Source organism: Metabacillus sp. Hm71 (genome assembly GCF_051842955.2).
Lineage (GTDB): Bacteria > Bacillota > Bacilli > Bacillales > Bacillaceae > Metabacillus.
The window spans coordinates 637108-661210 of sequence record NZ_CM200278.1 but is presented as its reverse complement, the minus strand read 5'-3'; the positions used below and the strand labels follow the sequence as shown (position 1 = coordinate 661210).

Below are 24103 nucleotides of genomic sequence, written 5' to 3'. Positions count from 1 at the left end.
TATATTTAACATGATTGTGTGGGTGTAACACAATTCGTACGCTTAAAACTTGTTTTTATAATAAAAAATCCCTCTATCATAAGACAGAGGGTTTAATCTTGTATTTATTTATGTTTGAAATGCTTGATTAGCGTTATATATGTTTTTTGTGTTTGTATATAAGGTTAATCAAAAATTTCAAAACCCTATAAATTCTTTTTGTTTTTATGTTTTTTAATTCGTTTAGTTAAAAGAGTAACCATAATGTTCTTGAAGCTTTTCATAAGCTTCTACATATAAACCTAGAAACATCAATTTCTTATTTTTAATCCATTCGGAATCATCAAAATTAATGACAACTTGCTTCTCTTTTCCGCCAAACTCATCTAAAAATTTGTTATTTTCCTTTAAAGCATTGTTCTGTCTACCCTTTGCTAATTCAACAACATATTTACCTCTTGCTTCATGAAACTGTTCACGATTTTTCAAATAATATTGCAGTTCATCACTGTTGTATAAGTCAATTGCTCCACGATTTTCCTTTTTCCATAACCAACGTTTAATAGGATTGTCACCTGCTTGTAAAAATAATGTATGTGCTTCAAATGTTCTTAATAATTTTAACTGGCAACTATATTCATCTGTAATTTCATATAGTAACTTATCATGTTCTATCCAATATTCTTTTACATCTGATTTATTGCGGTAACGATTAATTTCCTTTAAAGTTAAATGTTTAAATTCTGGTGACTGCTGTAATTTCCTTCTCATTTTTGCAACTTTATCAACAACATGTGTCGTTAACTCAATATATATAGAAACTCCATTTTCATCTACGAGTTCACCAATAGTATGTTTGTTATGTATTATTAACTTTGCATCTTCTAATTTTTTTATGTATCCCATAAAATGATTTGTTAATCTAGTAATCTCTTTATCAATATAATCATATACAACCGTTTGTGTGGTTATATCTATAACTCCTTTTTCCTTTAAAGTAGCAATTTCAATCTTCAAAAAATCTTGATTATATTTTGCTTTACTTGCAATATATAATTCATCTGGAATGAAACAAAAATCAAATAACAATTTTGTTGTGGTCGTTGGTACACTAACATTTGATTTAATTAAATATTCTAAAATCATAACAGGAAAACCTTGTTCATAATTCACTGGTAATTGCCCCTCCCCATTGAATTTTCTATTATCTTCACGTTCCGCTAATTCTTCACGCTGTCCATCTATTTTAATTTTTCTTTTCGACCCTCTACCTTCAACCTCTACAATTTCAAATTCTTGTTTTGCTGTTTTAATCATACTTTCCAATGTTCTTTTATTTACATTACCATTATTTTTTATAAATGATTGCTTTTGCCTTTCAGTGGCAAACCTATTGACAAATTCTTCAAAATTTAAAACTAGCATTTCTTCATACTCCTTAATTTCATTTTTTACTTAAATTGTGCCAAATCGGTTTATATATATTTAAAGATAAATATATAGGTCGATTTTGCACGATTTTATGCTTTTTAAAATAATTATGTACTTTGTCAATCTCTCTAAAAGTACCAAAACTGCTCATTTAAATCTATACTTCTTTTCACTCCCCTAACATCAATCTCTCTGTACGTTCTGGAAAACAAAAAAACACAAATAACCTCATCAATTAAAGAGGAAAATTTGCGTTTGGTTTGTTTATTTATTTTAATGTTTTTATTTAGTTTTATAATGTTATGTGTTTGTAGTTATAGTCACTCAAATCTGACTACATTAATATTATACCATAAATAATAAAAAAAGTCAAAAAATACGCTATATAACTATTGACATCAATATAAAAAAGTGTTATGTAGATTTCACCCGCTTCAGCCTATTTACTACATCCATTTTATGTGTAATAGCAGGGCGAAGCCCACCGAACGTAGTGAGGTCTATGCGGGGCAACGGAGTTGCAACCGCAAATATTTATAAATTCATTAACGGGCTTGTTCTTGATGCTGTTCGTATATACCAGCTGAAGTTAAGTATTTATCTAGTTAATTGTAGTATTGGTACATAGAAAACCGCTCTATTATTCTTTTTGACCTTCTCAATTGTTAGACCCAATCAAAATTATGTCATTAGAGCGGTTTCTGTTAGCGTTTTGATAAAATCACAATTTTATATACTTTAACCTATGCTATGTGCTTCAATCAACTTTTTTAGTATTTGCTATTAACTTAATGCACTTTTCATTTGTTTATTCAATATAAATACATCTCTATTTGAACAATAATAATGAACTTTCATTTAGGTCAAAGTCAATTCATCAATAAAAAAGGATGAACAAATAAGTTCATCCCCTTGTATTAATGAAATTGTTCGGCAACCCTTAAAATTTCATCTTTATATAAAAGAATATCGTTTACACTTTCTAATTTATGAGTAGTTTTTAATTCATCATTTAATTGAATATACTTATTACTTGTATTAAAACCTAATCTACAAATCCATTTACGTATGCTATCATCTAATAAAACGTTAAAATAACTTTTATTATCTCGATAGTAAATTCTACTTGCATCTATGCTTTCTTTAAGCATTAATTTAATTAAAACATAACCTTCTATTTCTTCTTCGGTTGTTACAATTATTGGTTCATCTACTACTTTTTCAAGTTCATCAATTAACTCGTTTTCTTTTGTTGGAGCTACTTCTTCATTAATTTTTTCAGCTAAATTTATTTCATTTCCATCAGTTGAACTTAAAGCCTTATGAAGCTTATCATTCACTTTTTCATTAACAAATTGATTTAGAGATTTTTTTACTATATCTCTAAAATTATCAATTACTTTCTTTGTCTTTACACCTTGATAAACATCACTTAAGACAAATTTAATAAACTCTTCATTTGGTTCGTCCCATTGTTGAGTTAAGAATTTTTTAATTTCATTAGTGTATTTTAATTCTGAAGCAGTAGTTAATACATTTTCCACATTAAAGAAATTCTTTCTAAATTTCGCTAATTCTAGAAAATGATTTTCTCTTATTTCAAGTAAATTAAATATAAAGAATGGTTTTTCGTCCATTTTATTAGGTTCTTCTAAATCTGTGAAGAACTTGTATTCAATGCCATTTGTCAAAATTGCAAACTTAGCTTTAGTAGTCCCAAAATACCTAAATAATTGTGAATCATGCTTATGTAGTTTCTCATGAACACTTTTTGCTTCAATTAAAATTACAGGGTACCCGTTCTCCATTATTGCATAATCAATTTTTTCACCTTTTTTAATACCAACGTCTGCTACGAACTCAGGTACTAATTCCTCAGGGTTAAAAATATCATATCCCAATGCTTGTATTAATGGCATTATTAAAGAGGTTTTAGTTGCTTCCTCTGTTTGAATGTTATCCTTAATTCTTTCTATTCTACTTGATAGCGTTTTAATTTGTTGAATAAAGGTTTCCATAGTAATACCCCCTATTTATAAAAAAATATTCTATAAAAATTATAACAAACAAAATTATACTAATCTGTAATTTTTTATTTAAAATTGGGTTCTCATTTCAATAACATTTAACAAATTAATGGTATAAGACCTATTAACTAACCAAGTTGTCTTTTCCACCCATTTCTACCTTTTTATCAACTTCAATAATATCCACTATTCCTTCATCTAGTACAAGTTTAGAAAACTGTTTATAATAAGTGTATTCTACTAACGCAGTGTTATAATCCACACCTAAAGGATGTTTAGGTTGATTATTTGCAATCTTCCTAAAACAGTACAGACGAAAATTCGAAAACAACGTTTTGAGTGATTCATCCATGTAACGTTTTTGAATTTTCCCATGTTCACCCCAAGCAACTACTATCTTATCTGCATCTTGTAAGGCATTCTGTAAGAAAATATGATTATGCTTGCCAACCATTTTGTTATAGTCTTTTACTTTCTTGAGATCTGTTGGGTCAGTAGCACGATGCAAACAGATTAACAATTTGGAGAGAACCATATCCCCATCTTTTTGCAAATTCAATACATACCTTAGTAGTTTGGTCATCACCTTCGTCGTCTGCCGTGCTTGGATTTAGTAAGACAAATACAACTCTTTTCGGATTTGATTCATCCCATTCTCTTAATAATGAATAACGATAATCCCCATCCATAACCGCTTCTCTCCTCATACTTTTCACTCCCTCTGTAGAATACTATCCATGTTTTCCCCTATATTATTTTGGGTTTATTTTACCATTAACACACATAGTTCTTTTGTCTTATCCTGTCGAGAGAATCCATTCATATTTATATTATTTCATTAACAAGAGAAAGAGTATTTGCAATTTGCTACATTCTAAAGTTTAAATTAATTAAAGGTGAAAATGTTTTATGCTTGTCCATTACATCATCACTAAACAAATTTACATACACTCTCACCATTTCCATAGAGGTATGCCCCAGAATTTGTTGTAGTTCGAAAATTCCTGCTCCATTCTTCACACTTAACTTTGCAAAAGTATGTCTAAATGTGTGGCAGGAACATCTAACACTATTCATATCTGCTTGCTTCCCATAATATGTTACTCTATTTTGAAATTGTCTTTTTGACATTGGTTCACCATCAAGAGTTACAAATAATGAATCAGTTTCCATTACTCCACGTATTTGAATGTATTTCTGTAATTGATTTTTCATTTTTAACTGTATAGGCACTAATCGTTCTTTATAAGTCTTTGTATTCCTAATATGGAGTTTTGACTCATTCCATAATATATCTTGAACACAAACTCCTTGTAATTCACTTACACGAACGCCCGTTTCAAGGAGTAAAAGCATGAAAGTATAATCCCTTACACCAACAAAAGAACGCAAATTAGGCTGATTAAATAGTTTTTGAAGTTGTTCCTTTGTAAAGGTTTCAACAACCTTTCTACGGTCTTTAAGTAATTTAATATCATTTAGAGGATTGTCTTTGATGTATTTTTCACGATGAAGAAAATTGAAGAATGCTCTAATGGCTCTTAAACGGGTGTTAATGGAAACAGTCTGCAATCCTTTCTCTTTCATGTATAGGATTACATTTCGTTTAATATGATCTTTAGCAATAGTATCCATCGAGAGAATTATGTCCTGTTCTTTAAGAATCTTGTAAAACACAGATAGTTCATTTTTGTAGTATTGAATTGTTTGAGGTCTAAGATTCCTTATTTCACAATCATCCACAAATAAAGAAAGAGCTGTTTTAAAATCAATCTCCTTAACAACTTTTGTTGTGTTGACTACCGATAATTCTTCAATAGTTAATTCATTTGTACGCCTTGCCATTTTAATTCCTCCTTATGTTAATGACAGGTACGCACACGATTTTATGTACACGATATTTTTGTAAGAATCGTATTTTAGACAAATAAAAAACGCTCCTTACAAATCGTAAGAAACGTTGATAAATAAGCATTATTAAGTAAATCAGATACCAGTGGTCGGGGTCGAACCGACACTCCCGAAGGAACACGATTTTGAGTCGTTAAAAGACTCCGTAGTATCCCCGTTAGGCACCCGTCCATTTATTCCGAACGTTTAGTCGATAGTATGGCGCACTATCGCTTTCCTTACGTTAATCATAAGCGAATAGGACGAAGATTTCAACGTTTTTCTATAGATTGCGATTTTTAGCGAATTAAACGGACAATCATACGTCTAACGAAAGTTAATTGCGTCAGAATGCGCCTCAGCGACACGCATCGTATAATATTTACATTTACGAATATACTACCGTCAAGACGGCGCTTATCCACTTAATACTCCTAAGAAATCGACTTCACCGGCGCCGTCCACTCGCTATTTTTTATGCGGTCCCGAATAATGATAACGCCCTTCCTTGATCTTCTCGCTATTTTCCCGTATATACTCCCGTAGACCGTCCGGAATCGGCTCGTTATCCAAGTTCTCGAAGTTAACGTGCCATAAACGAGCTCTTCGAAAATCCATCAGATGGACCATCGTACAAGTGTATCCGTGAATATCCGTTTTCTTTGTCGTAGTCATGATACCGCAATTTTCATTTTCCATAACGATTACCTCCTTACGTTATATTATACGAATATACGTTCGATTATCAAATATAAATTATTTACAAAAATTAAGAAACTTGGTCAATTCTTCCTACGTATGTAGTATTATTAAACTATAAACCTTTTAGGGGGTACATACTATGAGTGATATCCAAGAATTTAAAGGAAGTAATGGAACTGTAGTTGTTACACCTACGAAAGTTATTCTTAAGTACGGTAAGTTTCTCGGCTCTGGTAAAGGCGAAAAGGAAATTCGAATCAAAAGTATTACGAGTATCCAGTTAAAGAAACCAAAGTTAATGGCCGGATATATTCAATTTGCTTTTTCCGGTAGTTCTGATACAAAGGGCCGAAGTACATTTGACGCAGCCAAAGATGAAAATACAATCATGTGTAATAACGCTAAACAATTCGAAGGATTTGAAAAAGCTAAGGCACTTATCGAGGAATATCAAGACGCGCTCGAGTCCGGTAGTTCAACGCCATCAAGTACGGATGCGGACGAATTAAAGAAGTTCGCTGAATTACGAGATCAAGGTGTGATTACCGAAGAAGAGTTTAACGCTAAGAAAAAGCAAATACTCGGAATTTAATCAATAGGCCTCGGCGAAATGTCGAGGTTTTTATAATATATAGCGAGCCGAAGCCCGCCTTAATATTCAAATTTACATTGTTTCAAAGCTTCTGGAGAATGGACAAGAATTGGTTCTTTAATTTTTGTACCATCAATGTTTCTCCACAATAATCTATATTCTTTTTGATATGCATATTTTTTCTCTTTAACCAGTGCAGGGAAGTCCAAATAAAATTTATTACTTTTTTCTGAAAAAAAGCTTTTTCTATCTTTTTTATAAACACAACTTTTAGCTAACACTAACTCTTTACCTAGTTTAAACATTTTTCTATTTAAGTAGTTTAAGAAATTAGGAAAGTCCTCAATAATTAATGTTGCCCCACCAAACTCCTTTTTCACTTTTTCATCGTATTCGCGGCAAACACTATAATTATAAAAATATCTTCGAGTAAATTTTGTTATAAATGTACCTCCAGTAAAAGTTACACCATCTTCTACTATAAACGGAGTTAACTTTTTGAATGAGCTTTCAAAATTTGGATTAATTTTTGAGCCAAAAGTGTACGCCCCTAAATTTAGTTCTGAGTAGACAATTCCCTCATTATTATCCCCTCTTTCACTACCATGAATATCTTCATCGTAATTATTTAAATAATTGATATAAATATTCTGTGATTTCTCTAGTAACTCCAGATATTGGGGCTCCATAAATTTGTACACTTTTTTCGGTAAGTTATTTTCCATAATTACATCCTCTTCCCTTACATTGATAAGCTCATTTACTCAATTAAAAAAGAAATTTGGCGAATTCACAAAATAGTAACCCGCCAAACCATATATTTATATTATAACAGTTTACCATAAATATGAAAATTATCTAATTACTTGTAATTGATTCCTAAGCGTATGAACCTGGGTCCACTGAATTAAAAGTATCATATCCGATCCTATGGTTTGCAAATAATATTGTTACTTCATCTCGTACAGATTGAGCATCATATGCTACTTTTATCGTTGAATAATTACTCCCACTATCGTTTACTCCTGCTTTTAACGTTGCATGGTAATACCGTTGTACACCGTTAATAAGTTGATTTTCAAATCCGGTCCCTTTATTTACCGACAACTCTACATACCCTACAGCCGGGTCAGTCGATAATTTATATCTGAAAACAAAATCAACCCAAGCACCTTTTATAATAGGCATTGTCCATTGCGGAGTAGGATAACTGTCTATGTCGGGGAATAACGCGAAATTGTTTCCGAAAATACGGAGTGAATTAGGAGCTCCTCCGTTAAAAGGTGGTCCGTAAATTTCATGTAACATTACATCATTGTCCGGTCCGTCAATTACTTCAAAATCCTCCGGTATATAAACACCAAAACCAACATAAAATTCATCTCCAACCGCCAGAATAGAATTCGTAGCAAGTTGTACCCTCGGATATAAAACCTCGTTATCTATACTTCTCGTGTGAATTCTTGCTACTTGTCGGCTAGTTCCACGTACTGGATCTGATTGAATAAATACTCTTTCTGGAAGTATTGTATTAGGGTACATGCTTATTCCTCTGTATGCAAAAGAAGATTCAAACTTTATTCCACCGCGAGGCCCTACCGCAGTACCGATCCTTAAAGCTGAAAACTTGGAAATGGACGTTTGAATGTCTAAATTACCGCCGCTTGTTTGCCGGACTCGGATAGTGTAATAATCGCCTACATTTGCGACATCTGTTGCCGAAACTTGCGCCGTAACATTGGAGGATTGGTTAACTGTCATAGTTGTTCTTTCTAATGCAGCTCCATTTTTATATATCAAAACTTCCCTAATCCCTGCGTTTACCCCTGCCCAATTTATCGATGCTTCTAATCTGTAAATGCCTGCTTTTTTTATAGTCATTCTCGCAGAATCAGTTGTTGTGTTAACATGCATTCCATCGCTATCAATATCCTCGGCATTCCACAATACTTCTGTAGTTCCTCCAGCAGTTTGGTCCGGTATTGATTGAACCGATGTCCGTCTAGCTATGCATATAATTGGTGCTTCGTTGGACGATGCTGTAACCGCAAAGCCTCTAGCATCCTCATGAGCGCTAACAATCGCCTGAGCATTATCCGACACTTGTACGTCAATTCCGTTTAGCCGTTCATTTAAAACGGGCGCAGCACCTCTTGCCTGAATAACTTCCGCGTCACTTGTTCCACTCTCGATGACGATGTTGTTTAACTGCGTCTGTACGCTATCTACCTTCGTCTTCGCATCAGCCGATTCAGTTTTCGCCTTATTAGCCGTATCTATTGCGGTAGCCGCGTCTGTTTTCGCCTTCTCTGCTACTGTGTCAATTGTTTTAAAATTCTCGTTTGCGTCGTTCCTAAACTTCCGATCAAACGGAACTCCTAACGGTTTATAATTCGCCATCGTAATTCCCCCAATGTAAAAAGCGATGCCCCGAAGGACACCGCCGTTATTTCGTTTTACTGAACTTTTCTTAACTGTCTCATGCGCTCGATTTGCGCTTTCATCTCGTCGATATCAGTCGTATGTGTTTCGCGATGCTTTGTTCTATCCTCGACTTCTAATCGATCCGTTAGTAGTCCGACCGACTGTAGTACGAGTTTAGCAGCGTTAGCATTTTTATTTTTAATAGATGCTTCCATCATCGCCTCTAAAACTTCTGGAATACGGTCCATTGTATTACGGTTGATCTGACGTTTAATTTCGTCGCTAAACTCTATATCCTGTCTCCAGCGATATAACGTTTGTCTCGTTACTCCTACCGCCTCGGCCACTTCGTCTAACGTAAGGCCGCCGTTTTTGGGCTGAGCAAGGTACTTAATTGCCTCGTATTGTTCCGGCTTTAATTGTTTACTCATCGATACCACTCCTTATTAAAGTTTAATTCCGCTAATACGCGCTTGGCGCTGCAATTCGTTCGCTAATCCTTCGCTTACCGTACGTAAAAAAGTCTGAGCGTCGTTTTGATCGCCTGATCCTCCGTGATATTCGAGGTTAACGGTTACGTTTTGAGTCACGTTTTTAGACGATGCTGACGACGACCTATCCCGACTAACATTAACCGATTGAGGTTTAGGAACAGAAACCGCACCTAGAGCGATGTTTCCTGCTGCCTTTTTAACTCCTTTTAATCCGTTCATTAAACCGACTGCCATACCCTCAGCCGTAAAGCCACCGATTTCCATCATTACGCGTGACGGAGAATGCACCCCAAGTATTTGCTTCGCCCATTCTGGAATTAACGAAGCCATTGATTCGATTTTCCTTTGGATAGCTCCGCCCATTGATCCGATACCGTCGATTAAGCCTTGAAGGATATCTTTACCGATCTGATAAAGGTCGATATTTTCGAAGAAAGATTCGATATTTTGCCAGATATCAGACGCAATCCTTTTAATCGATTCCCAAGCGCCTTTCCAGTCGCCTTCTAACAGTTTCATACCGACTTCGATAAATCCGAGGATTAAATCAATTCCAGTATCAACGATAGTCTTAATTGCTTCCCATGCTACTTTTACCGCATTTTTAATGATTGGCCAAACGATTTGAAAGACACCTTTAATAAAGTCCATACTCGACTTAATATTGTCGCCGATGTAACTCATAAACTTTTTAACGAGCGCCATAACCTCATCGCCATGTTGAGCCCACCAAGCTTTGATCTTCGTTAACTGAATGAATATGAAGCCAACAACTGCGTTAAATACTTTCGTCACGACGTCCTTAATCGCGTTTAAAGCAGTAGTAAATGCTTGCTTAATCCAAGCCCAAGCAGCATCGACTGCATTTCTAAACCAATCGATTTTCTTATAAGCAATAACGAAAGCAGCGACAAACCCAACGATAGCAGCCGCGACTAATATAACGGTTCCCATCATCGCTCCAAGACCGGTAATGAGTGGTCCGATTACCATCCACGTTGCAGCAAACGCAGCCTTTAACCCGCCGAACAGCCCTATACCGATTGCAAGTGGCGCGAGTATTAACGTAAGCGCCGGTAATAGCATTAGAAAGGCTTGTAAGATCTTCGCAATTGTCGGATGCGCCTCGTTAAACTTAATCATCATTTTTCCTATCACCGTTATAAAATCGTAGACTTTCGTCATTACAGCCGCAAAAACTTCGACCATCGGTTGAAAGGCTTTACGCATCGTATCCTTCATTGTTTCGAAGGATTTCGTATAGCCAGGAATAGCCCCCGCTGCTTTGTGAAGTGCACCGTACAATACTATACTTGCGACTCCGGCAGCCATTGCGACCATAGGAAATCGCGTTAAACCTTGATTTATTAGCTTAACGTGATCGTTCAGTTGTTTAAGGCTAGCGTTAGGACCTAGCTGTTTAAGCGCAAGATATGCCGGTTGTCCTTTTTTCGCCGTCTCCTCTAACCCTTGCGTGATCTTTAAAAGCCCGTTATTCACTTTGTAAAGAGGGTTATTCATCCTATCGAAGTTTTGAGCGATCTTTTCCGATTGAGTAGAACGCGCAATAACGGAACCAATTGATTCGAAGAATGACATTTTAAAAGCATCGTTATTCGCGATCATTTGATCATTAATCGACTTCTGCTTCTTACCTAACGCTCCTATTGCGTTAATGAACTCACCCGTTTTACCAACATATTGATCGGAAGATTGCGCCAATTTTAAATAACCGTGTTGTACCTCGATTAAGTCGCCTTTAAACGAATTCATCGACTCTTTCGTGCTTGCAAACGCGTTTTTAAGTTCGTTCGCCATTGTCTGGTGCGTAGAAGAAAGTTGACTGATTCCTTTTACGGCATTGGTGCTCATCGATGTCATATCTTTTTTAAACTTATTCATCGTTTTCGAAAATGAATCTACAGCGCTAATGGTAAAACGAACGCCCTCCATCGTCATTTCGAATCACCTGCTTTTTTGAAGCCTTCGGTATATTCTGTCATCATGCTTTCAGCCTTTCTGATACGAAAGACCCCTTCATCAATACGGCCCTGATCGATAGCCCTGACAGCTTTGATTGCTTGGCGAAAAATCTCCTTCAACTGCTTAGGTCGAAGTAGTTTTCTTTCCCACCAGGCAAATTTTAATTTGTGGATTTTATTAAGCCCGTCTTTTAGACTCGTTTCGATATCTCGAACGTTTCTTAGGTCATCCGATTTCACTTCGCTTAACGGTTGGGTTAAATGCTGTAGTATGATATCTTGCAACCTCTGGCCATTGTCCTCCATTTTTAACATTCCCTTCGTTTCGTAGTTACTAGCTTCCACGAATTAATAGATAAATAAAAAGACGACAAGGACCGTGCCGTCCCTGCCGCCGTGCCGATTAGTTAACCGACAAGAAGAAAGCGTATTTCGTTGATAGGTTGACCAGACCCAGCGCAACGAAGTTAAATGTTATTCCTCTGATTTCTCTTTAGCTTCGAAGTAACTATCCGGATCGTTTACTTGCTCCGATATAGAACGTCCGAACGCCCCGTTTACGCTATCGATTACTGAAAAGTTAAATACTCGCGATCCCATCATATGGTCGACCGACTCGATAACCTCTTTTGCTTCGCGTTGCTCATCCGTTAAGAATCCGTCGCTTAGTTTTTCGTAAGTACCAGATAGAGCGTGCTTGATTTGCGCTGCTTCCGGTCCGCCTACGTTAGAAAGAATCGGAGTGATTACCGAAGCAAATTCGGTACGGAATTCATTAGCGAAATACGGATCGTTAATTCCCTTTACGAAGTCCTCGACTAGACCTTTCGCTGAATCTGGCTTTAACGAAAGCATAACCTTCGTTTTTAATTCTTCGACTTGTTGACGGTATTTAGCGATGGCCTTTTCGTCCGGCTTCTTAGTCGGATTGTCTAGCGCTTTTTCGGCTACAGCCTTCGCTTTAGATAATTCGCCCTGGTATTCTTTCTTAATCTGTTGAGAAAGCTTCATAAGATCCTCTTCGAAGTCCTTTTTAATCTCACGAATAATTACGTCCTTTCCGTGATCGGAGAACTTCTTATCGTCCTTTACTTTTTTGATCTCTTTTTCCATCTTGTCTAATAACTCGCGATAACGACCTGTAGATCCATTTAAAATTTCGTGTGCTTTAGTAATGTTGTTTTTCATTATAATTCCCCCTGTAATTTTTCTGTTATTGTGGTACGTCTTTCAATAGCATCGTTTGCTAATTCGAAACATTCAGCAAGCATATTTTTACGCTCGCAATTTCTAATCCGTATATTTTGAGGATTTAGATGTATTTCACGTCTGTATCCTCCGTTTACACGAATAACTGCAGTCTCATCACTTATTAACTTTGAAACATGTTCAATAGCTAAATTAACTGCATCGTTCCATCTCTCTCTATGCACGGTGTAAATAGATGCAATATAAACTGTCTCATTTCCGTCTGTTTCTATAATCCCAATACCCGTTCCATGTTCTCGTCTAAGGAATCCAACCCTAAACTTACGCCGACCCATCGACTCCACCTTCTTTCATCGCTTTAAATGGACTATCGATTGTTTTAATGTTATAGCCGGCGCCCTCCGCGAATTTAACCGCATCATCGAGCGCTGCTTCGGCTACGTCTACGAAATAGAACGAATGTCTTACAAATACGTCTTGCCCGTATATCTCACCCGTTTCGAGGCTGACAACGGATGTTTTTAATATGTCATTGCTTATATACTGATGAACGACAACTTCCACGTTAGATCGCCTTCTTTCGGCGACGTTTATCGTAAACTCGGTCCATATAGATAATTGGAATCTGATTCATTATCGTTTTCCGCGTTACGTCTGGACCAAACTGAATAAACTCGGTATGTTTATCGTCTTGCACTCGAGCAGTGATTCGTTTATCTCCGTATGGATAATCCTTACCTGGTACGCATAGCATCGTTTTTAATCCGTCTCTCATCGTAATCATCTCCCCCTCATAATAAAAAGCCCTACCTAACGGCAAGGCTCGAATAACGCAGCTATTAATCTTCCATCGTCTTTGTAAACTTCACAAACAACTCGGTAACGGTCGTTTTGCATATACTTATGAATTTCGTACTGTCTGTCGGTGTAGATCATCCCGTTTACCGCCTTTAACAATTATGTCTACTTTCGTGTTGAGTCCTTTTAATAACTCCTCGATCGCTAATAAATCGTCTCTCATAATAATTAATCCCTCCGTCATCTTTAATTAAGCGTTAATGTCGAGCTCTTCGTTAATCTGAGCCATTACGGCCTTAATTTCGTTTGTGCAGATGTGGCCAGCTACTTTTAACTGAGCTAGCACTTTCAAATAATCGATTAATTCCTCAACGCGTGATTTCATTCGTGTCATCCTCCTTCCGTCATAAAAAATAGCCCTCCGGTTATCGGAAAGGCTTTAGTCATTTATTCGGTCTTGATAAGAACATCGCAGCAAGCGAAGTGTCCGGTTTTCCTGATTGTCGATAAAAGATAAACGGATTTAACGTAATGTACTTAACCCGCGCATCCTCTACGAATTTAGTAGTCTCAGCAATGGCGCCAGATTTCTTTAACTCTCGTAATACCTCGATCGCTTTCTTTTCGTGCATCCCAATTACTTCGGCTATTTGCTTCGTTGTAAGGAATCGAATATCTGCCGGAACCTCTTCGAAAGGATTGGCGCAAATCATATTCGTTTCGTAGTGAACATACGGTAGTAACTTATATAGGACGCCAAGCTCAGCCGGTTTAAGTTTCAGTTGTTTTAGCGTTGTGAAAAACGTTTTAATCAGCATCGACTCATCCTCTTTGACTTTCTTCCGGAAATGGTATCGCTCATTCATACGGTAATAACCACTCTTATCGATAGAAAGAACATCATCCGTAATCAAATTCTCCACAACCTTTTTTATAGTTTTTGGCGTTACTTTTAAAGCTATCGCTAACTCTTTTTCGGTCATTGGCGATTCATCGGCGTTCATTAAAATAAGTACGTTCGTTTTAAATTGCAAATACGGTTGAAGCATTAAGATGTATCCGCATTGTTTATTCGTTAGATTGTCGGTCACTTCACGGATATTCATCATATGACTAAACGAAAAGTGACGTAGATCCTTCTTTTTATTGCGCTCCTTCTCGATCGCTTCGAGTTGTTCTTGCGACCTATACTGAAATATCTGGCCGGCTTCGTCTTTTCCGTATCCGTTATTCCCTATCGGAGTTATATTACCGACAGGCCTTCCGGTCATTGCCTTAGCTGCTTGCTTCATGTGATCCTTCATAATCATTGATCCCCCTAGTTTGTCTAAAAATAGGTAACCTTTTTTTCCAAAAAACCGCGAAATAGGTAACCTTTTTTTCCATCCCTTAAAAACGCCGCGATCCCTAGAGCCCCAACGCTTCTAGCCCTTTTTTTGTGTGTTTTTAACTAAATTACTTCTTATCTTCTATAACAAATACTAAACCCTTGCGTCCCATCCTCCGTTCCTTTCAGTCACTACGGATGGTCCGCCATGTATGTTTTTTCTTTATCGCTTCGCTCTTTAAGACCATCGAAAAGGTATAATACATTGCATGAGAACGTTCTTTGTTCGAAATGCCAGGCGAAGCCTGTTAGATACCGTTTATATCTCGCTTTAACTTTTCGTATTCTTCGGCTGCCTTGCGTATCTTATCGATAATATCGGCGTTCAAACCTAACTGATCGATTATTCTTCGTTCTACATTTATCGTTATCGGGCGATGCCCATTTTCGATCATAGCAACGTAAGATTGCGATAAGTTACAGATATCGGCGAGTCTATTAGTCGTTAGATTGTAGAAATCTCGGATAATCGGCAGATCATCGGCTTTTAACATCGTTTAACCTCCTTTGTAGTAGTTGTGATAAGTTATCACATTTAGCGAAAATAAAAACGAATAACCTCAAACCGTTAGGCATTCGGTTCGCGGCTATCCGCTGGCTACGTTTCAATATATAGACCGTAGTAAACGGTAAAAGTTGATGTCTTCATTAATACGGATAACTAACGGAATAAAATGCAAGTCTTCGCTATATAGACCGTACTGAACAGTGAAAGTCCACGTCTTCATAATACATAGATACAAAACAGATCGAAATACAAGTTCTCACCTTATAGACCGCCTGAGAGCGAAAAATATGGGTTCATAATACATAGATACAAAATAACGTGAAATAGAAGCCTTCTCTACTTAGTGCGTGAAAGGCGATAAAATATACGGTTCTCATAAAATAAGATACAAAACTTCGAAAAAGTTCGCTTCCTATACGTATAAACAACTAACGGTATAAAACGGTGTAGTCTCTTCGTATATACGGATAACTACGCCTCTAGATTAGAAGCCTTCACTATATAGACCGTCAGAGACGATAAAATGTAGGGTCTCTCACCTTATAGGTGCGTAAAAGTTATTATCGGTACCTATTACGTATAAACACAAAACGCCGATTATTATACGCTTCTCACTCTATAGACCGCCAAAGGACGTAAAAGTTCGTGTTTCTATAGAACATAGATACGAAACTTCGTTTTTTATACGCTTCTCATTACGTAAAGCCAACTGTCGATATGAAATACAAGTTCTCATTCATAACGTATGTACAACTAAAGGCGTAAAAGTTCACGTCTCCCTCCTATAGGTGCCGAGAGAGCGAAAAATCAGTATATTATTAAAAAATATTTTCATCTCACTATATAGGCCGTATTAACAAACAAAAAGCAAGGTCGCATTGCCGTACGACCTTCGATAATCGGTTGCCGCCGATCGATATTAAGCTTGCCGCCAGGCTTGGGTTACTAGCTAATTAACCGTTCGATTACTTCGACGAAGCTCATTTCCGCCAGCTGAGCTCCCGTAATCCTCTTCGCTATTTCTTCACCGTTACCGTTCAGGATTCCGAAGCATAGATATCGGTAAGGCTTTTCTTCGTAAATATGCGCCTCATCTCCGATTACTTCCGTTACCTCTCGAAAGATTAAATCTTCGCCAGAACGTTGGAATACGATTTTATCCGTTATTAAATGCGCCTCAGACCGTTCTACAAACGGTTTATCGTCTATATTGCCGTGATAGACTAGCGTTATTGGTCGACTCATGTTATACTCTCCTTAGGATATATTTGATCGGGGCGCTAGGAAGCTGCAACTTCTTAAGCGCTTTTTTATTTGCATAAAACAATTACGAACGCACTTTCAACGATAAAGAATAATGTATAAAACGCTAGATTAGTTCTCACGATGATGGCCGTTCGCTTTCGCTATTAATAAGAGCAGTTCAGCCGCCGACATGTGCTGAATTAAATTTAGATCGAGCCACTCTTTTTTGAATAATCCACCGCCACCGATTGCCGCGACAGTCTCCTGAATAACTCCGGTTGAATCAATCGTCTCTAAAACTATGCCTTCATGGTCATCGTATACCGATAAGACCAACGAATCACTAAGTTTCAACGAATGCTGGCGTTCTACGAATTCCGTTGCTGCCGAATCTGTATCCGTGAATACCACCTTCGTTTCGATAATTTCGAATTGTACCTCGTCGTTACTGATAATCTCTAATGCCATACAAATCATCCTCTCATTTTATTACCGATTACGCATATGTAATTCGTAACCTTGTCTTTATATTACACCTATGTAATTCGTAAGTCAACCCTCTATTGACAAAAAAATTACGAATTAGTAATATGTAATTAAGAAATAAGGTCGGAGGAGAAGAAAATGTATAAAGTAACTCCAAAAATTACAGAAATATTATCTGAACGGAACATTAGTCAAAAGCAACTAGCCGAAATGACTGGCTTAACTGAGGCGACGATTAGTCGATTTAAAAAGCAAGACCGATTCGATATCGCTACTCTTGTCGCAGTCAGTCGAGCTCTAAACTTATCAATAGAAGATTTATTTCATATTGAAGAAACGAAATAAGGAGCCCGCGAAGGCTCCCTTTTTATTACAGATTATATAAACGTGATCGCTTTCCTACGCGTTACCCTTCTTATTTCGACTATCTCCAGCATCAACTCTGGAAACGTCATATTCGCTAAAGTATCCAAGTCAATCCGAACATAAGGCGTTACTTTAAAGTCGGCCAGTAGCTGCGCACGATCTCCAATCTCAGGACCATACTCCGATTTATATACCTTATATAAGAAGATTCCGTCACTGCAGCTAAATATTACGTGATCTTCGTCGATTTGAAGCGCTCTATGCACACCTCTTATTACCGATCCGTCCTTATCGTAAGACATAAAATTTAACGTTATAACTTCCGGCTGATAGCCAGGCTCGACAATTATCATGCTAACCCTACCTCTCGATGTAGTGACGTCACCTGACGCCTTTATCTTAGTTGCAACTAAAGTTTTAATCTTAGGAGGCGCTACTAAAGTAATTAAGCCTCTAAACGGTAATAAATACGATAACTAAGGTTTTATTTATAACAAGGCAGGCCCCAACTTGCATATTCAGCTTCATATTCCTCACGTAGATGCTTTTTTATCGAAAATTTAACCATCTTATCCCATATTTGCTCCGACACCTTGCATCGCGAAATGGTTACGCCAGACAATCCGAATAAGGCCTCATAAACGAAATGATCGATTTCCAAGCTACCGTCGATTTGCTCACCGTGCTTATCGTATAGAAAAACAAGACAGTTCTCGTCGGCTCCTCCGTACGATATTAATACGTCTCTCATTTTTCGTCCTCCTTAAGACGTTTCTCTTCGTCTTCTTTTACTATCCGGACTAATCCCGGCTTAATTGCTTCGTAAAAAGCCTTAAGCGCTTCTTCTGACGGTTTTTTATTCATGCGACACCTCCTCGTTAAAAGAGTATCGCCAAAATAACGAATAATCCGATCACTCCGAGTATTTCCTTATCGGTATCGCTTAACCAAACGTCCCTTATTTCGTATTTACCGTAGCTTCCCTTTACTTTAACGACTTTGATCCGTCTTTCCTTATAACGAGAAACTAATTCCTCCTGCGTTTGTAATTCGTATTGGTTCGGTAGAAATCGGCCCTTGCTGTCTCGTCTTCGTTGCATTGACGTCCTTACCTCCTTCTTCCGGTTGATAGCGTTGATCCATCCAGTATCCATGCTGACGGATATTCCAAACAGGCGAGGGAAGAGAGACGCCAGGCTTCTTATAAATCGTTAAAAGATCCGCAAACTCCTTCGAATGAGCTGCCGCAAATAAGGCGCCTCTTATGATTTGGTTACGGTCCAAATGCGTTGCGTGAAATAGGCTATCGACATAATTTCGAAAAGCCTCATCGTAACGTACCGTCGGTCTGTACATCGTTATTCACCTCGTTAAGAATAGCCTCGATCATCTTACGACCTTCCTCCGTTAAGTAGATGACGTCCTTACCTTCGATAAGTGATAACGCTAATTCCTTAGTCATGATGATTCCTCCTTTGGTGTGACGCCTTTCCGACGTCCTTGATAAATGATATTAGGCGCTGCTTGTCCGTTATGTTACTTTTTTTCGTCAGGTTTAAAAAGTAACGAAATAGACGAGACTGTTTCTAAAAACGGAAGGTGATCGCAATGTTTGATTTCTTTAACGTTAAGAAGCCGCGGACAAAATTCGGTAAGTTTTTAGATCGGGAAGGAATAACGCAGATAGAGATCGAGGAGAAATCGAAGCTAAGTCGGAGAACAATATCGAGGTTATGCAACGATAAGGAGTACCGTCCTAAGTATGAAACGGTATTGAAAATAAGAAAGGCGCTAAGTAAATTCGGTAAAGACGTACCGGACGATTATTTCGGAATGTAAAATAGACTTCGATTAAACACCTTTAAAACGGTCAATCATATCGTTTAGAGGTGATTTTTTATGAACGGATATATTTCGATTGCAGGATTCGTCTTTATAACGGTAATACTTCCGCTTATCTTACTTTATCTACAATCTAAACGACCGAAGCCAGGTCAATTTGACTTTATCCTATATCAACGTAATAAATGTGAAAGCCCCATAGAACGTCGGTTATTTAACGCTCTAACCTTCCGAGGCTTTAACGTTAGAACTCAGGAACGCTGCGGACCATACCGGATAGACTTGGCGTTACCAACGTACAAGATAGCGATAGAGTGCGATGGAAAAGCGTATCATTCTTCGTCAGAACAAAAGAAACACGACAATCGTAAAAATAACTATCTTCGTAGGAATGGATGGAGCGTCCTCCGATTTACCGGCAGTGATATTAACGGGAATATAACGAAGGTAATACGTAGAATCGAACGGAAAGTAAATGAACGAAGTAATTTCGTATAGACCCGAAGTTTAAAAATATTGCGCGGATTTTAAAGGCGCCTGGCGAAGGGATCTCGCTGGACATACCCGCCCCCCGTATGAAAACGACGGGAAATACGATTGCATAACGTTGCATAAACACGACATTTCTAGTTTACATAATCGATCCTATAGGAAGTTAACGGTATTCATCGATAACCGCCAATCCCTTGCGGCAGTAGGCGTCATGACTTCGCTTGTGAAGTGCGCAATTTATACGCTTATGCACGCTTTCATACATCGTTGGTATGACGGGCTTATTGGCGCTTCACATACGCTTTAGTACGATGAAATAATGCATAAAGATGGCGCTATTTCCCATCGTCAGACCCCCGAAGTTTTCGACCACACACGCGTCAGGACCATGCGGCTGGTGAAATGAGAACAAATCGGAACCCCTAACATCGGTATATGTAACGTAATGTCAACGATATCTCATCTCCACCTAACGCCATATATCCGCATTCTTACGCTATTCCTCTACGTTTCTTTATCGTAGTAAAGCGTGTTACATCGATCTATTCCCATAGTTACGATTTCGGAATCCTTCGCTATCTTTATCATAACTCCGTAAAAATTCTCGTATCTCATCTTCGCTAATTCCGACTTCCAACGCTTCAATAATCAATGCGACCCACTCTTCGTACATCTTTTCTCCCTCATTCCCGTAAATTATTGCTTGACCTGTTTTTCGCTTTTTGGCTTGCTGAGATGACGATAGGAAACGGCTGGCAACGGATTTCACCCCTATACGCCGAGACTACGGAATGTAATCTAAGCGAATAGAAGCGAAGTCGTTAACGTTTTTACTTGCGTCGAAGTACGCCAGGTATCCGTATGTATAACCCCTCTATGACTTCCGACTTTCGCCGAATCGATCTTTCTACATATCAGACCGCCCCAATATGCGTTATAGTTAAACGAAGTTCTGATCAATTACCCTGGTACCGAAGCACCAACGGTCGTCCACTCCTTACCGTTAATGGCCGTAACCGCCTAGACCATCACGCAGTATAGAAGGCATACTGCTTAACGTGATGCGCTCATTTTATGCGTTGGCTGAGCTAACCGGTCAAGTTTCGATTATAGACGTGTTAGTAGGCTGTTCCACGTCTTAAAAAGCGCTGACACCTCGTACATACTTCGAAAAATGGCGCACTTAAATAAGACTTGCATAGCCGTCTTTTTTTCGATAATATGTAATTAGTGAAATGTAGCTTGGCGTATCGACTGTTCCCGCAGCCGTTGCGCTTTTTTTTATGCAATTTTTAGCGTTGTTTTATAAATTGTTTAATGGCGAAAACTCTTTGTGCCGATCATAAACGTCTGATGCGTAAAGATTGACATAGACCTTTACCATCTCCATCGTTGAATGGCCGAGAATCTTCTGTAATTCGAATACGCCAGCTCCGTTCATAACCGACATTTTCGCAAAAGTATGCCTCAACGTATGTGGCGAACACCTAACGCCTTTTATCTTCGCTTGCTTGCCGTATTTACCGACTAGCTTCTGTAGGGCGCCTCTTTGCATCTTTGTCCCATCGATCGTTACAAATAGATGCTCCGTTTCGCACGTACCTCGGATCTTTATATATCTCCGTAGTTGCTCCTTCATTTTCGCTTGAATCGGAACATATCGATGAAAGTGGTTCTTTGTTTCCCGAATAAATATCGTACCTTCGCTCAACTTAACATCCTCGACTAATATCCCCGTAGCTTCACTTAAACGGATTCCAGTTTCGAGCAATAGCAACATATACGTATAGTCACGTAGTCCAGTAAAAGTTCTTTTATCAGGAGCGTTAAGAAGCTGGCGCAATTGCTGCATCGTAAAAGTTTCGATATTTCCTTTCCGTTCTTTAAGTAGCGAATACTTTCTCATCGGATTTTCTTTTATGTATTTGCTTTCGTATAAGTAACCGAAGAAAGCTCGGATTGCTCTAAGGCGAGTATTGATCGTACCATTTTGCTTACCGTTATCTTTCAAATAATCGACGTAACTATCAATATCAGCGCGCACTACCTTCGAAATTAATTCCAATTTATCGTGCTGCGCTAACCAATTCCGAAAATGATTTATCTCGCGTTGATAATAAGTTATCGTAGCTTCACGTAAACTCTTCCTTCTTGCATCGGCTATAAATAGCGACATCGCTCCGTCAAATGACAGCGTATTGAATTCGACCGGCTCGACTGCGATATCTATTTCTCGAGCATTTAAACGATTATTTCGACGTGATGACATAAAAAAAGTCGCCCTCCTCCGTTGGTTTGAAGGAAAGCGACTAGGCACACGACCATTTATCGTAACGTTTAACGGTTATTAAACGCAAAAAAGCGACGATAAATCAGCGATTAATTACGCTGAAGACCGTCGCTATAACGTTCTTGAACATCGAATAAGTACCAGTGGTCGGGGTCGAACCGACACTCCCGAAGGAACACGATTTTGAGTCGTGCGCGTCTGCCAATTCCGCCACACTGGCATGTCAAAATCAATTATACATATGGTGCCGAGGACCGGAATCGAACCGGTACGGTAGTCACCTACCGCAGGATTTTAAGTCCTGTGCGTCTGCCAGTTCCGCCACCCCGGCAAGGGTGTTGTAAATGGAGGCGGCAACCGGATTTGAACCGGTGATAAAGGTTTTGCAGACCTCTGCCTTACCACTTGGCTATGCCGCCATTTAAAACTGGAGCGGAAGACGGGATTCGAACCCGCGACCCCCACCTTGGCAAGGTGGTGTTCTACCACTGAACTACTTCCGCAACTTAATATGATTAATCCGAATACTCTAGCCTATGCAAGAAGATCGGAAATGTTGATAAGAAAATGGCTGGGCTAGCTGGATTCGAACCAACGCATGACGGAGTCAAAGTCCGTTGCCTTACCGCTTGGCTATAGCCCATTGATTAAGCTGCATGTAATACTTTTCTAATAAAATGGGGCGGCTGATGGGAATCGAACCCACGAATGTCGGAACCACAATCCGATGCGTTAACCACTTCGCCACAACCGCCATTAATGTTTATTTGTTATTTGGCAGGGGCAGTAGGAATCGAACCCACACCAAAGGTTTTGGAGACCTCTATTCTACCGTTAAACTATGCCCCTATAATATAAATGGTGGAGGGGGGCAGATTCGAACTGCCGAACCCTAAGGAGCGGATTTACAGTCCGCCGCGTTTAGCCACTTCGCTACCCCTCCAGGATATTACCCAGTGCCGGCGAGAGGACTTGAACCCCCAACCTACTGATTACAAGTCAGTTGCTCTACCAATTGAGCTACACCGGCATTAATTAATAAGTTTATCTTAAATGGTGGCTCGGGACGGAATCGAACCGCCGACACATGGATTTTCAGTCCATTGCTCTACCAACTGAGCTACCGAGCCTAATAGTTTTCGGCTTCCGCTAAGCTTCAAATCTCTTCGTCAGCTCATTCATTCACATCCTCACGTATTGTCATACGCTCCGGTGTTCATTCAATCGCTTCCTCGACCTTTTCGCTTATCGAAACCCTTTTCCTTGAGAAAAGGAATTGAAAATAATAATTTTAAAAAAATGGCGGTCCGGACGGGACTCGAACCCGCGACCTCCTGCGTGACAGGCAGGCATTCTAACCAACTGAACTACCGGACCATTTTTGGTTGCGGAGGCAGGATTTGAACCTGCGACCTTCGGGTTATGAGCCCGACGAGCTACCAGACTGCTCCACCCCGCGATAATATATATGGTGGAGGATGACGGGATCGAACCGCCGACCCCCTGCTTGTAAGGCAGGTGCTCTCCCAGCTGAGCTAATCCTCCGACTTAAATTGGTGACCCGTACGGGATTCGAACCCGTGTTACCGCCGTGAAAGGGCGGTGTCTTAACCGCTTGACCAACGGGCCAATGTATGATAGTGGCGGAGAGCAAGGGATTTGAACCCTTGAGACAGCTTTCACCGCCTACACGATTTCCAATCGTGCTCCTTCGGCCACTCGGACAGCTCTCCAAAATGGCTCCGCAGGCAGGATTCGAACCTGCGACCGATCGGTTAACAGCCGATAGCTCTACCACTGAGCTACTGCGGAATAATAATTAGCCTGGCAACGTCCTACTCTCACAGGGGGAGTCCCCCAACTACCATCGGCGCTGAAGAGCTTAACTTCCGTGTTCGGCATGGGAACGGGTGTGACCTCTTCGCCATCGTCACCAGACAATTGTGACAAAAACTATTA

At 38.8% G+C, this 24103-nt stretch carries 28 protein-coding genes, 16 tRNA genes, 1 rRNA gene and 1 pseudogene; 4 read left to right on the top strand and 42 right to left on the bottom strand.

Annotation, left to right across the window (positions count from 1 at the left end; genetic code table 11):
* Nucleotides 1-222 precede the first annotated feature (222 nt).
* The 5 genes and pseudogenes from ACSVDH_RS03395 to ACSVDH_RS03375 all read right to left on the bottom strand — a co-directional run bounded on the left by ACSVDH_RS03395 (nucleotide 223) and on the right by ACSVDH_RS03375 (nucleotide 6026).
* Entirely contained in the window at nucleotides 223-1404 is a 1182-nt protein-coding gene (locus ACSVDH_RS03395) for a hypothetical protein (protein ID WP_439253406.1), read from the bottom strand.
* 923 nt (nucleotides 1405-2327) lie between these two features.
* Nucleotides 2328-3428 (bottom strand): type I restriction endonuclease, encoded by a 1101-nt coding sequence (locus tag ACSVDH_RS03390; RefSeq protein ID WP_439253407.1) that lies wholly within the window; start codon nucleotides 3426-3428, stop codon nucleotides 2328-2330.
* A 133-nt stretch (nucleotides 3429-3561) separates the two neighbouring features.
* Nucleotides 3562-4126 (bottom strand): annotated as a pseudogene (locus ACSVDH_RS03385) (DUF1643 domain-containing protein).
* 178 nt (nucleotides 4127-4304) lie between these two features.
* Nucleotides 4305-5282 carry a tyrosine-type recombinase/integrase gene (locus tag ACSVDH_RS03380; RefSeq protein ID WP_439253409.1) on the bottom strand — a complete coding sequence of 326 codons (978 nt, stop codon included), beginning with the start codon at nucleotides 5280-5282 and terminating at the stop codon, nucleotides 4305-4307.
* 513 nt (nucleotides 5283-5795) lie between these two features.
* On the bottom strand, nucleotides 5796-6026 hold the full coding sequence (locus ACSVDH_RS03375; RefSeq protein WP_439253410.1) for a hypothetical protein: 231 nt from the start codon (nucleotides 6024-6026) through the stop codon (nucleotides 5796-5798).
* A gap of 142 nt (nucleotides 6027-6168) precedes the next feature.
* On the opposite strand from ACSVDH_RS03375, the gene ACSVDH_RS03370 reads away from it, so the two are divergent.
* The gene (locus tag ACSVDH_RS03370; protein ID WP_439253411.1) at nucleotides 6169-6621 is read left to right on the top strand and encodes an SHOCT domain-containing protein; all 453 of its coding nucleotides are present in this window, start codon (nucleotides 6169-6171) and stop codon (nucleotides 6619-6621) included.
* A gap of 59 nt (nucleotides 6622-6680) precedes the next feature.
* Here the strand turns inward: ACSVDH_RS03370 and ACSVDH_RS03365 are convergent, their stop codons facing one another.
* The 14 genes from ACSVDH_RS03365 to ACSVDH_RS03300 all read right to left on the bottom strand — a co-directional run bounded on the left by ACSVDH_RS03365 (nucleotide 6681) and on the right by ACSVDH_RS03300 (nucleotide 17136).
* Nucleotides 6681-7346 carry a hypothetical protein gene (locus ACSVDH_RS03365; RefSeq protein WP_439253412.1) on the bottom strand — a complete coding sequence of 222 codons (666 nt, stop codon included), beginning with the start codon at nucleotides 7344-7346 and terminating at the stop codon, nucleotides 6681-6683.
* A 154-nt stretch (nucleotides 7347-7500) separates the two neighbouring features.
* On the bottom strand, nucleotides 7501-9021 hold the full coding sequence (locus ACSVDH_RS03360) for a heparin lyase I family protein (RefSeq protein ID WP_439253413.1): 1521 nt from the start codon (nucleotides 9019-9021) through the stop codon (nucleotides 7501-7503).
* Between the two features lie 56 nt (nucleotides 9022-9077).
* Nucleotides 9078-9476 (bottom strand): phBC6A51 family helix-turn-helix protein, encoded by a 399-nt coding sequence (locus ACSVDH_RS03355; protein ID WP_439253414.1) that lies wholly within the window; start codon nucleotides 9474-9476, stop codon nucleotides 9078-9080.
* Nucleotides 9477-9491: 15 nt separating this feature from the next.
* Complete coding sequence (locus tag ACSVDH_RS03350) at nucleotides 9492-11498, bottom strand: phage tail protein (RefSeq protein WP_439253415.1); 2007 nt, start codon at nucleotides 11496-11498, stop codon at nucleotides 9492-9494.
* Nucleotides 11495-11827, bottom strand: coding sequence for a hypothetical protein (locus tag ACSVDH_RS03345; RefSeq protein WP_439253417.1), 333 nt, complete (start codon nucleotides 11825-11827; stop codon nucleotides 11495-11497). The genes ACSVDH_RS03350 and ACSVDH_RS03345 overlap by 4 nt, the downstream gene beginning before the upstream one ends.
* Nucleotides 11828-11995: 168 nt before the next feature.
* Complete coding sequence (locus tag ACSVDH_RS03340; protein ID WP_439253418.1) at nucleotides 11996-12709, bottom strand: hypothetical protein; 714 nt, start codon at nucleotides 12707-12709, stop codon at nucleotides 11996-11998.
* The gene (locus ACSVDH_RS03335; RefSeq protein WP_439253420.1) at nucleotides 12709-13065 is read right to left on the bottom strand and encodes a hypothetical protein; all 357 of its coding nucleotides are present in this window, start codon (nucleotides 13063-13065) and stop codon (nucleotides 12709-12711) included. The genes ACSVDH_RS03340 and ACSVDH_RS03335 overlap by 1 nt, the downstream gene beginning before the upstream one ends.
* The gene (locus tag ACSVDH_RS03330) at nucleotides 13052-13294 is read right to left on the bottom strand and encodes a hypothetical protein (protein WP_439253421.1); all 243 of its coding nucleotides are present in this window, start codon (nucleotides 13292-13294) and stop codon (nucleotides 13052-13054) included. Before ACSVDH_RS03330 ends, ACSVDH_RS03335 begins: the two co-directional genes overlap by 14 nt.
* 1 nt (nucleotide 13295) lies before the next feature.
* The gene (locus ACSVDH_RS03325; protein ID WP_439253422.1) at nucleotides 13296-13505 is read right to left on the bottom strand and encodes a hypothetical protein; all 210 of its coding nucleotides are present in this window, start codon (nucleotides 13503-13505) and stop codon (nucleotides 13296-13298) included.
* Nucleotides 13506-13778: 273 nt separating this feature from the next.
* A complete protein-coding gene (locus tag ACSVDH_RS03320; protein WP_439253424.1) occupies nucleotides 13779-13913 on the bottom strand; it encodes a hypothetical protein in 135 nt (44 codons plus the stop codon).
* Nucleotides 13914-13971: 58 nt separating this feature from the next.
* Nucleotides 13972-14832: a hypothetical protein gene (locus ACSVDH_RS03315; protein WP_439253425.1), complete on the bottom strand. Its 861-nt coding sequence runs from the start codon at nucleotides 14830-14832 to the stop codon at nucleotides 13972-13974.
* A gap of 331 nt (nucleotides 14833-15163) precedes the next feature.
* Nucleotides 15164-15409, bottom strand: coding sequence for a helix-turn-helix domain-containing protein (locus ACSVDH_RS03310; protein ID WP_439253426.1), 246 nt, complete (start codon nucleotides 15407-15409; stop codon nucleotides 15164-15166).
* A gap of 959 nt (nucleotides 15410-16368) precedes the next feature.
* Complete coding sequence (locus ACSVDH_RS03305; protein WP_439253428.1) at nucleotides 16369-16668, bottom strand: hypothetical protein; 300 nt, start codon at nucleotides 16666-16668, stop codon at nucleotides 16369-16371.
* A 129-nt stretch (nucleotides 16669-16797) separates the two neighbouring features.
* Entirely contained in the window at nucleotides 16798-17136 is a 339-nt protein-coding gene (locus ACSVDH_RS03300) for a hypothetical protein (protein WP_439253429.1), read from the bottom strand.
* Between the two features lie 156 nt (nucleotides 17137-17292).
* Here ACSVDH_RS03300 and ACSVDH_RS03295 point away from each other — a divergent pair, with 156 nt between their 5' ends.
* Nucleotides 17293-17499 carry a helix-turn-helix domain-containing protein gene (locus ACSVDH_RS03295; protein WP_439253431.1) on the top strand — a complete coding sequence of 69 codons (207 nt, stop codon included), beginning with the start codon at nucleotides 17293-17295 and terminating at the stop codon, nucleotides 17497-17499.
* Nucleotides 17500-17531: 32 nt separating this feature from the next.
* Here ACSVDH_RS03295 and ACSVDH_RS03290 read toward each other — a convergent pair whose 3' ends face one another.
* The 4 genes from ACSVDH_RS03290 to ACSVDH_RS03275 form a co-directional block, all read right to left on the bottom strand.
* Nucleotides 17532-17873 (bottom strand): hypothetical protein, encoded by a 342-nt coding sequence (locus tag ACSVDH_RS03290; RefSeq protein ID WP_439253432.1) that lies wholly within the window; start codon nucleotides 17871-17873, stop codon nucleotides 17532-17534.
* A 131-nt stretch (nucleotides 17874-18004) separates the two neighbouring features.
* Complete coding sequence (locus ACSVDH_RS03285) at nucleotides 18005-18271, bottom strand: hypothetical protein (RefSeq protein ID WP_439253434.1); 267 nt, start codon at nucleotides 18269-18271, stop codon at nucleotides 18005-18007.
* Nucleotides 18272-18534: 263 nt separating this feature from the next.
* The gene (locus tag ACSVDH_RS03280) at nucleotides 18535-18876 is read right to left on the bottom strand and encodes a hypothetical protein (RefSeq protein WP_439253435.1); all 342 of its coding nucleotides are present in this window, start codon (nucleotides 18874-18876) and stop codon (nucleotides 18535-18537) included.
* Nucleotides 18848-18982 (bottom strand): hypothetical protein, encoded by a 135-nt coding sequence (locus tag ACSVDH_RS03275; protein ID WP_439253437.1) that lies wholly within the window; start codon nucleotides 18980-18982, stop codon nucleotides 18848-18850. Before ACSVDH_RS03275 ends, ACSVDH_RS03280 begins: the two co-directional genes overlap by 29 nt.
* Nucleotides 18983-19128: 146 nt before the next feature.
* Between ACSVDH_RS03275 and ACSVDH_RS03270 the strand changes: the two genes are divergently transcribed.
* Together ACSVDH_RS03270 and ACSVDH_RS03265 are read left to right on the top strand one after the other, a co-directional pair.
* On the top strand, nucleotides 19129-19359 hold the full coding sequence (locus tag ACSVDH_RS03270; RefSeq protein ID WP_439253439.1) for a helix-turn-helix domain-containing protein: 231 nt from the start codon (nucleotides 19129-19131) through the stop codon (nucleotides 19357-19359).
* Between the two features lie 60 nt (nucleotides 19360-19419).
* A complete protein-coding gene (locus ACSVDH_RS03265; protein WP_439253441.1) occupies nucleotides 19420-19860 on the top strand; it encodes an endonuclease domain-containing protein in 441 nt (146 codons plus the stop codon).
* A gap of 526 nt (nucleotides 19861-20386) precedes the next feature.
* Here the strand turns inward: ACSVDH_RS03265 and ACSVDH_RS03260 are convergent.
* From ACSVDH_RS03260 to rrf, 19 genes are all read right to left on the bottom strand, one after another.
* The gene (locus ACSVDH_RS03260) at nucleotides 20387-20527 is read right to left on the bottom strand and encodes an anti-repressor SinI family protein (protein ID WP_439253443.1); all 141 of its coding nucleotides are present in this window, start codon (nucleotides 20525-20527) and stop codon (nucleotides 20387-20389) included.
* Nucleotides 20528-21157: 630 nt separating this feature from the next.
* Nucleotides 21158-22123: a tyrosine-type recombinase/integrase gene (locus ACSVDH_RS03255; RefSeq protein WP_439253444.1), complete on the bottom strand. Its 966-nt coding sequence runs from the start codon at nucleotides 22121-22123 to the stop codon at nucleotides 21158-21160.
* Nucleotides 22124-22282: 159 nt separating this feature from the next.
* Nucleotides 22283-22364 (bottom strand) — tRNA-Leu (locus ACSVDH_RS03250).
* 22 nt (nucleotides 22365-22386) lie between these two features.
* Nucleotides 22387-22475 (bottom strand) — tRNA-Leu (locus tag ACSVDH_RS03245).
* A gap of 14 nt (nucleotides 22476-22489) precedes the next feature.
* Nucleotides 22490-22563: transfer RNA gene (locus ACSVDH_RS03240), tRNA-Cys, on the bottom strand.
* A gap of 9 nt (nucleotides 22564-22572) precedes the next feature.
* Nucleotides 22573-22647, bottom strand: a tRNA-Gly gene (locus tag ACSVDH_RS03235).
* A gap of 65 nt (nucleotides 22648-22712) precedes the next feature.
* Nucleotides 22713-22787 (bottom strand) — tRNA-Gln (locus ACSVDH_RS03230).
* A 35-nt stretch (nucleotides 22788-22822) separates the two neighbouring features.
* A tRNA-His gene (locus ACSVDH_RS03225) sits at nucleotides 22823-22898 on the bottom strand.
* A gap of 21 nt (nucleotides 22899-22919) precedes the next feature.
* Nucleotides 22920-22993: transfer RNA gene (locus ACSVDH_RS03220), tRNA-Trp, on the bottom strand.
* A 10-nt stretch (nucleotides 22994-23003) separates the two neighbouring features.
* A tRNA-Tyr gene (locus ACSVDH_RS03215) sits at nucleotides 23004-23087 on the bottom strand.
* Between the two features lie 14 nt (nucleotides 23088-23101).
* A tRNA-Thr gene (locus ACSVDH_RS03210) sits at nucleotides 23102-23174 on the bottom strand.
* Nucleotides 23175-23198: 24 nt separating this feature from the next.
* A tRNA-Phe gene (locus ACSVDH_RS03205) sits at nucleotides 23199-23274 on the bottom strand.
* A 170-nt stretch (nucleotides 23275-23444) separates the two neighbouring features.
* Nucleotides 23445-23521, bottom strand: a tRNA-Asp gene (locus ACSVDH_RS03200).
* Nucleotides 23522-23526: 5 nt separating this feature from the next.
* Nucleotides 23527-23603, bottom strand: a tRNA-Met gene (locus ACSVDH_RS03195).
* 10 nt (nucleotides 23604-23613) lie between these two features.
* A tRNA-Val gene (locus ACSVDH_RS03190) sits at nucleotides 23614-23689 on the bottom strand.
* 9 nt (nucleotides 23690-23698) lie between these two features.
* Nucleotides 23699-23773, bottom strand: a tRNA-Glu gene (locus ACSVDH_RS03185).
* A gap of 12 nt (nucleotides 23774-23785) precedes the next feature.
* Nucleotides 23786-23877 (bottom strand) — tRNA-Ser (locus ACSVDH_RS03180).
* A gap of 4 nt (nucleotides 23878-23881) precedes the next feature.
* A tRNA-Asn gene (locus ACSVDH_RS03175) sits at nucleotides 23882-23956 on the bottom strand.
* A 10-nt stretch (nucleotides 23957-23966) separates the two neighbouring features.
* Nucleotides 23967-24082 (bottom strand): 5S ribosomal RNA (gene rrf, locus ACSVDH_RS03170).
* Between the last annotated feature and the right edge of the window lie 21 nt (nucleotides 24083-24103).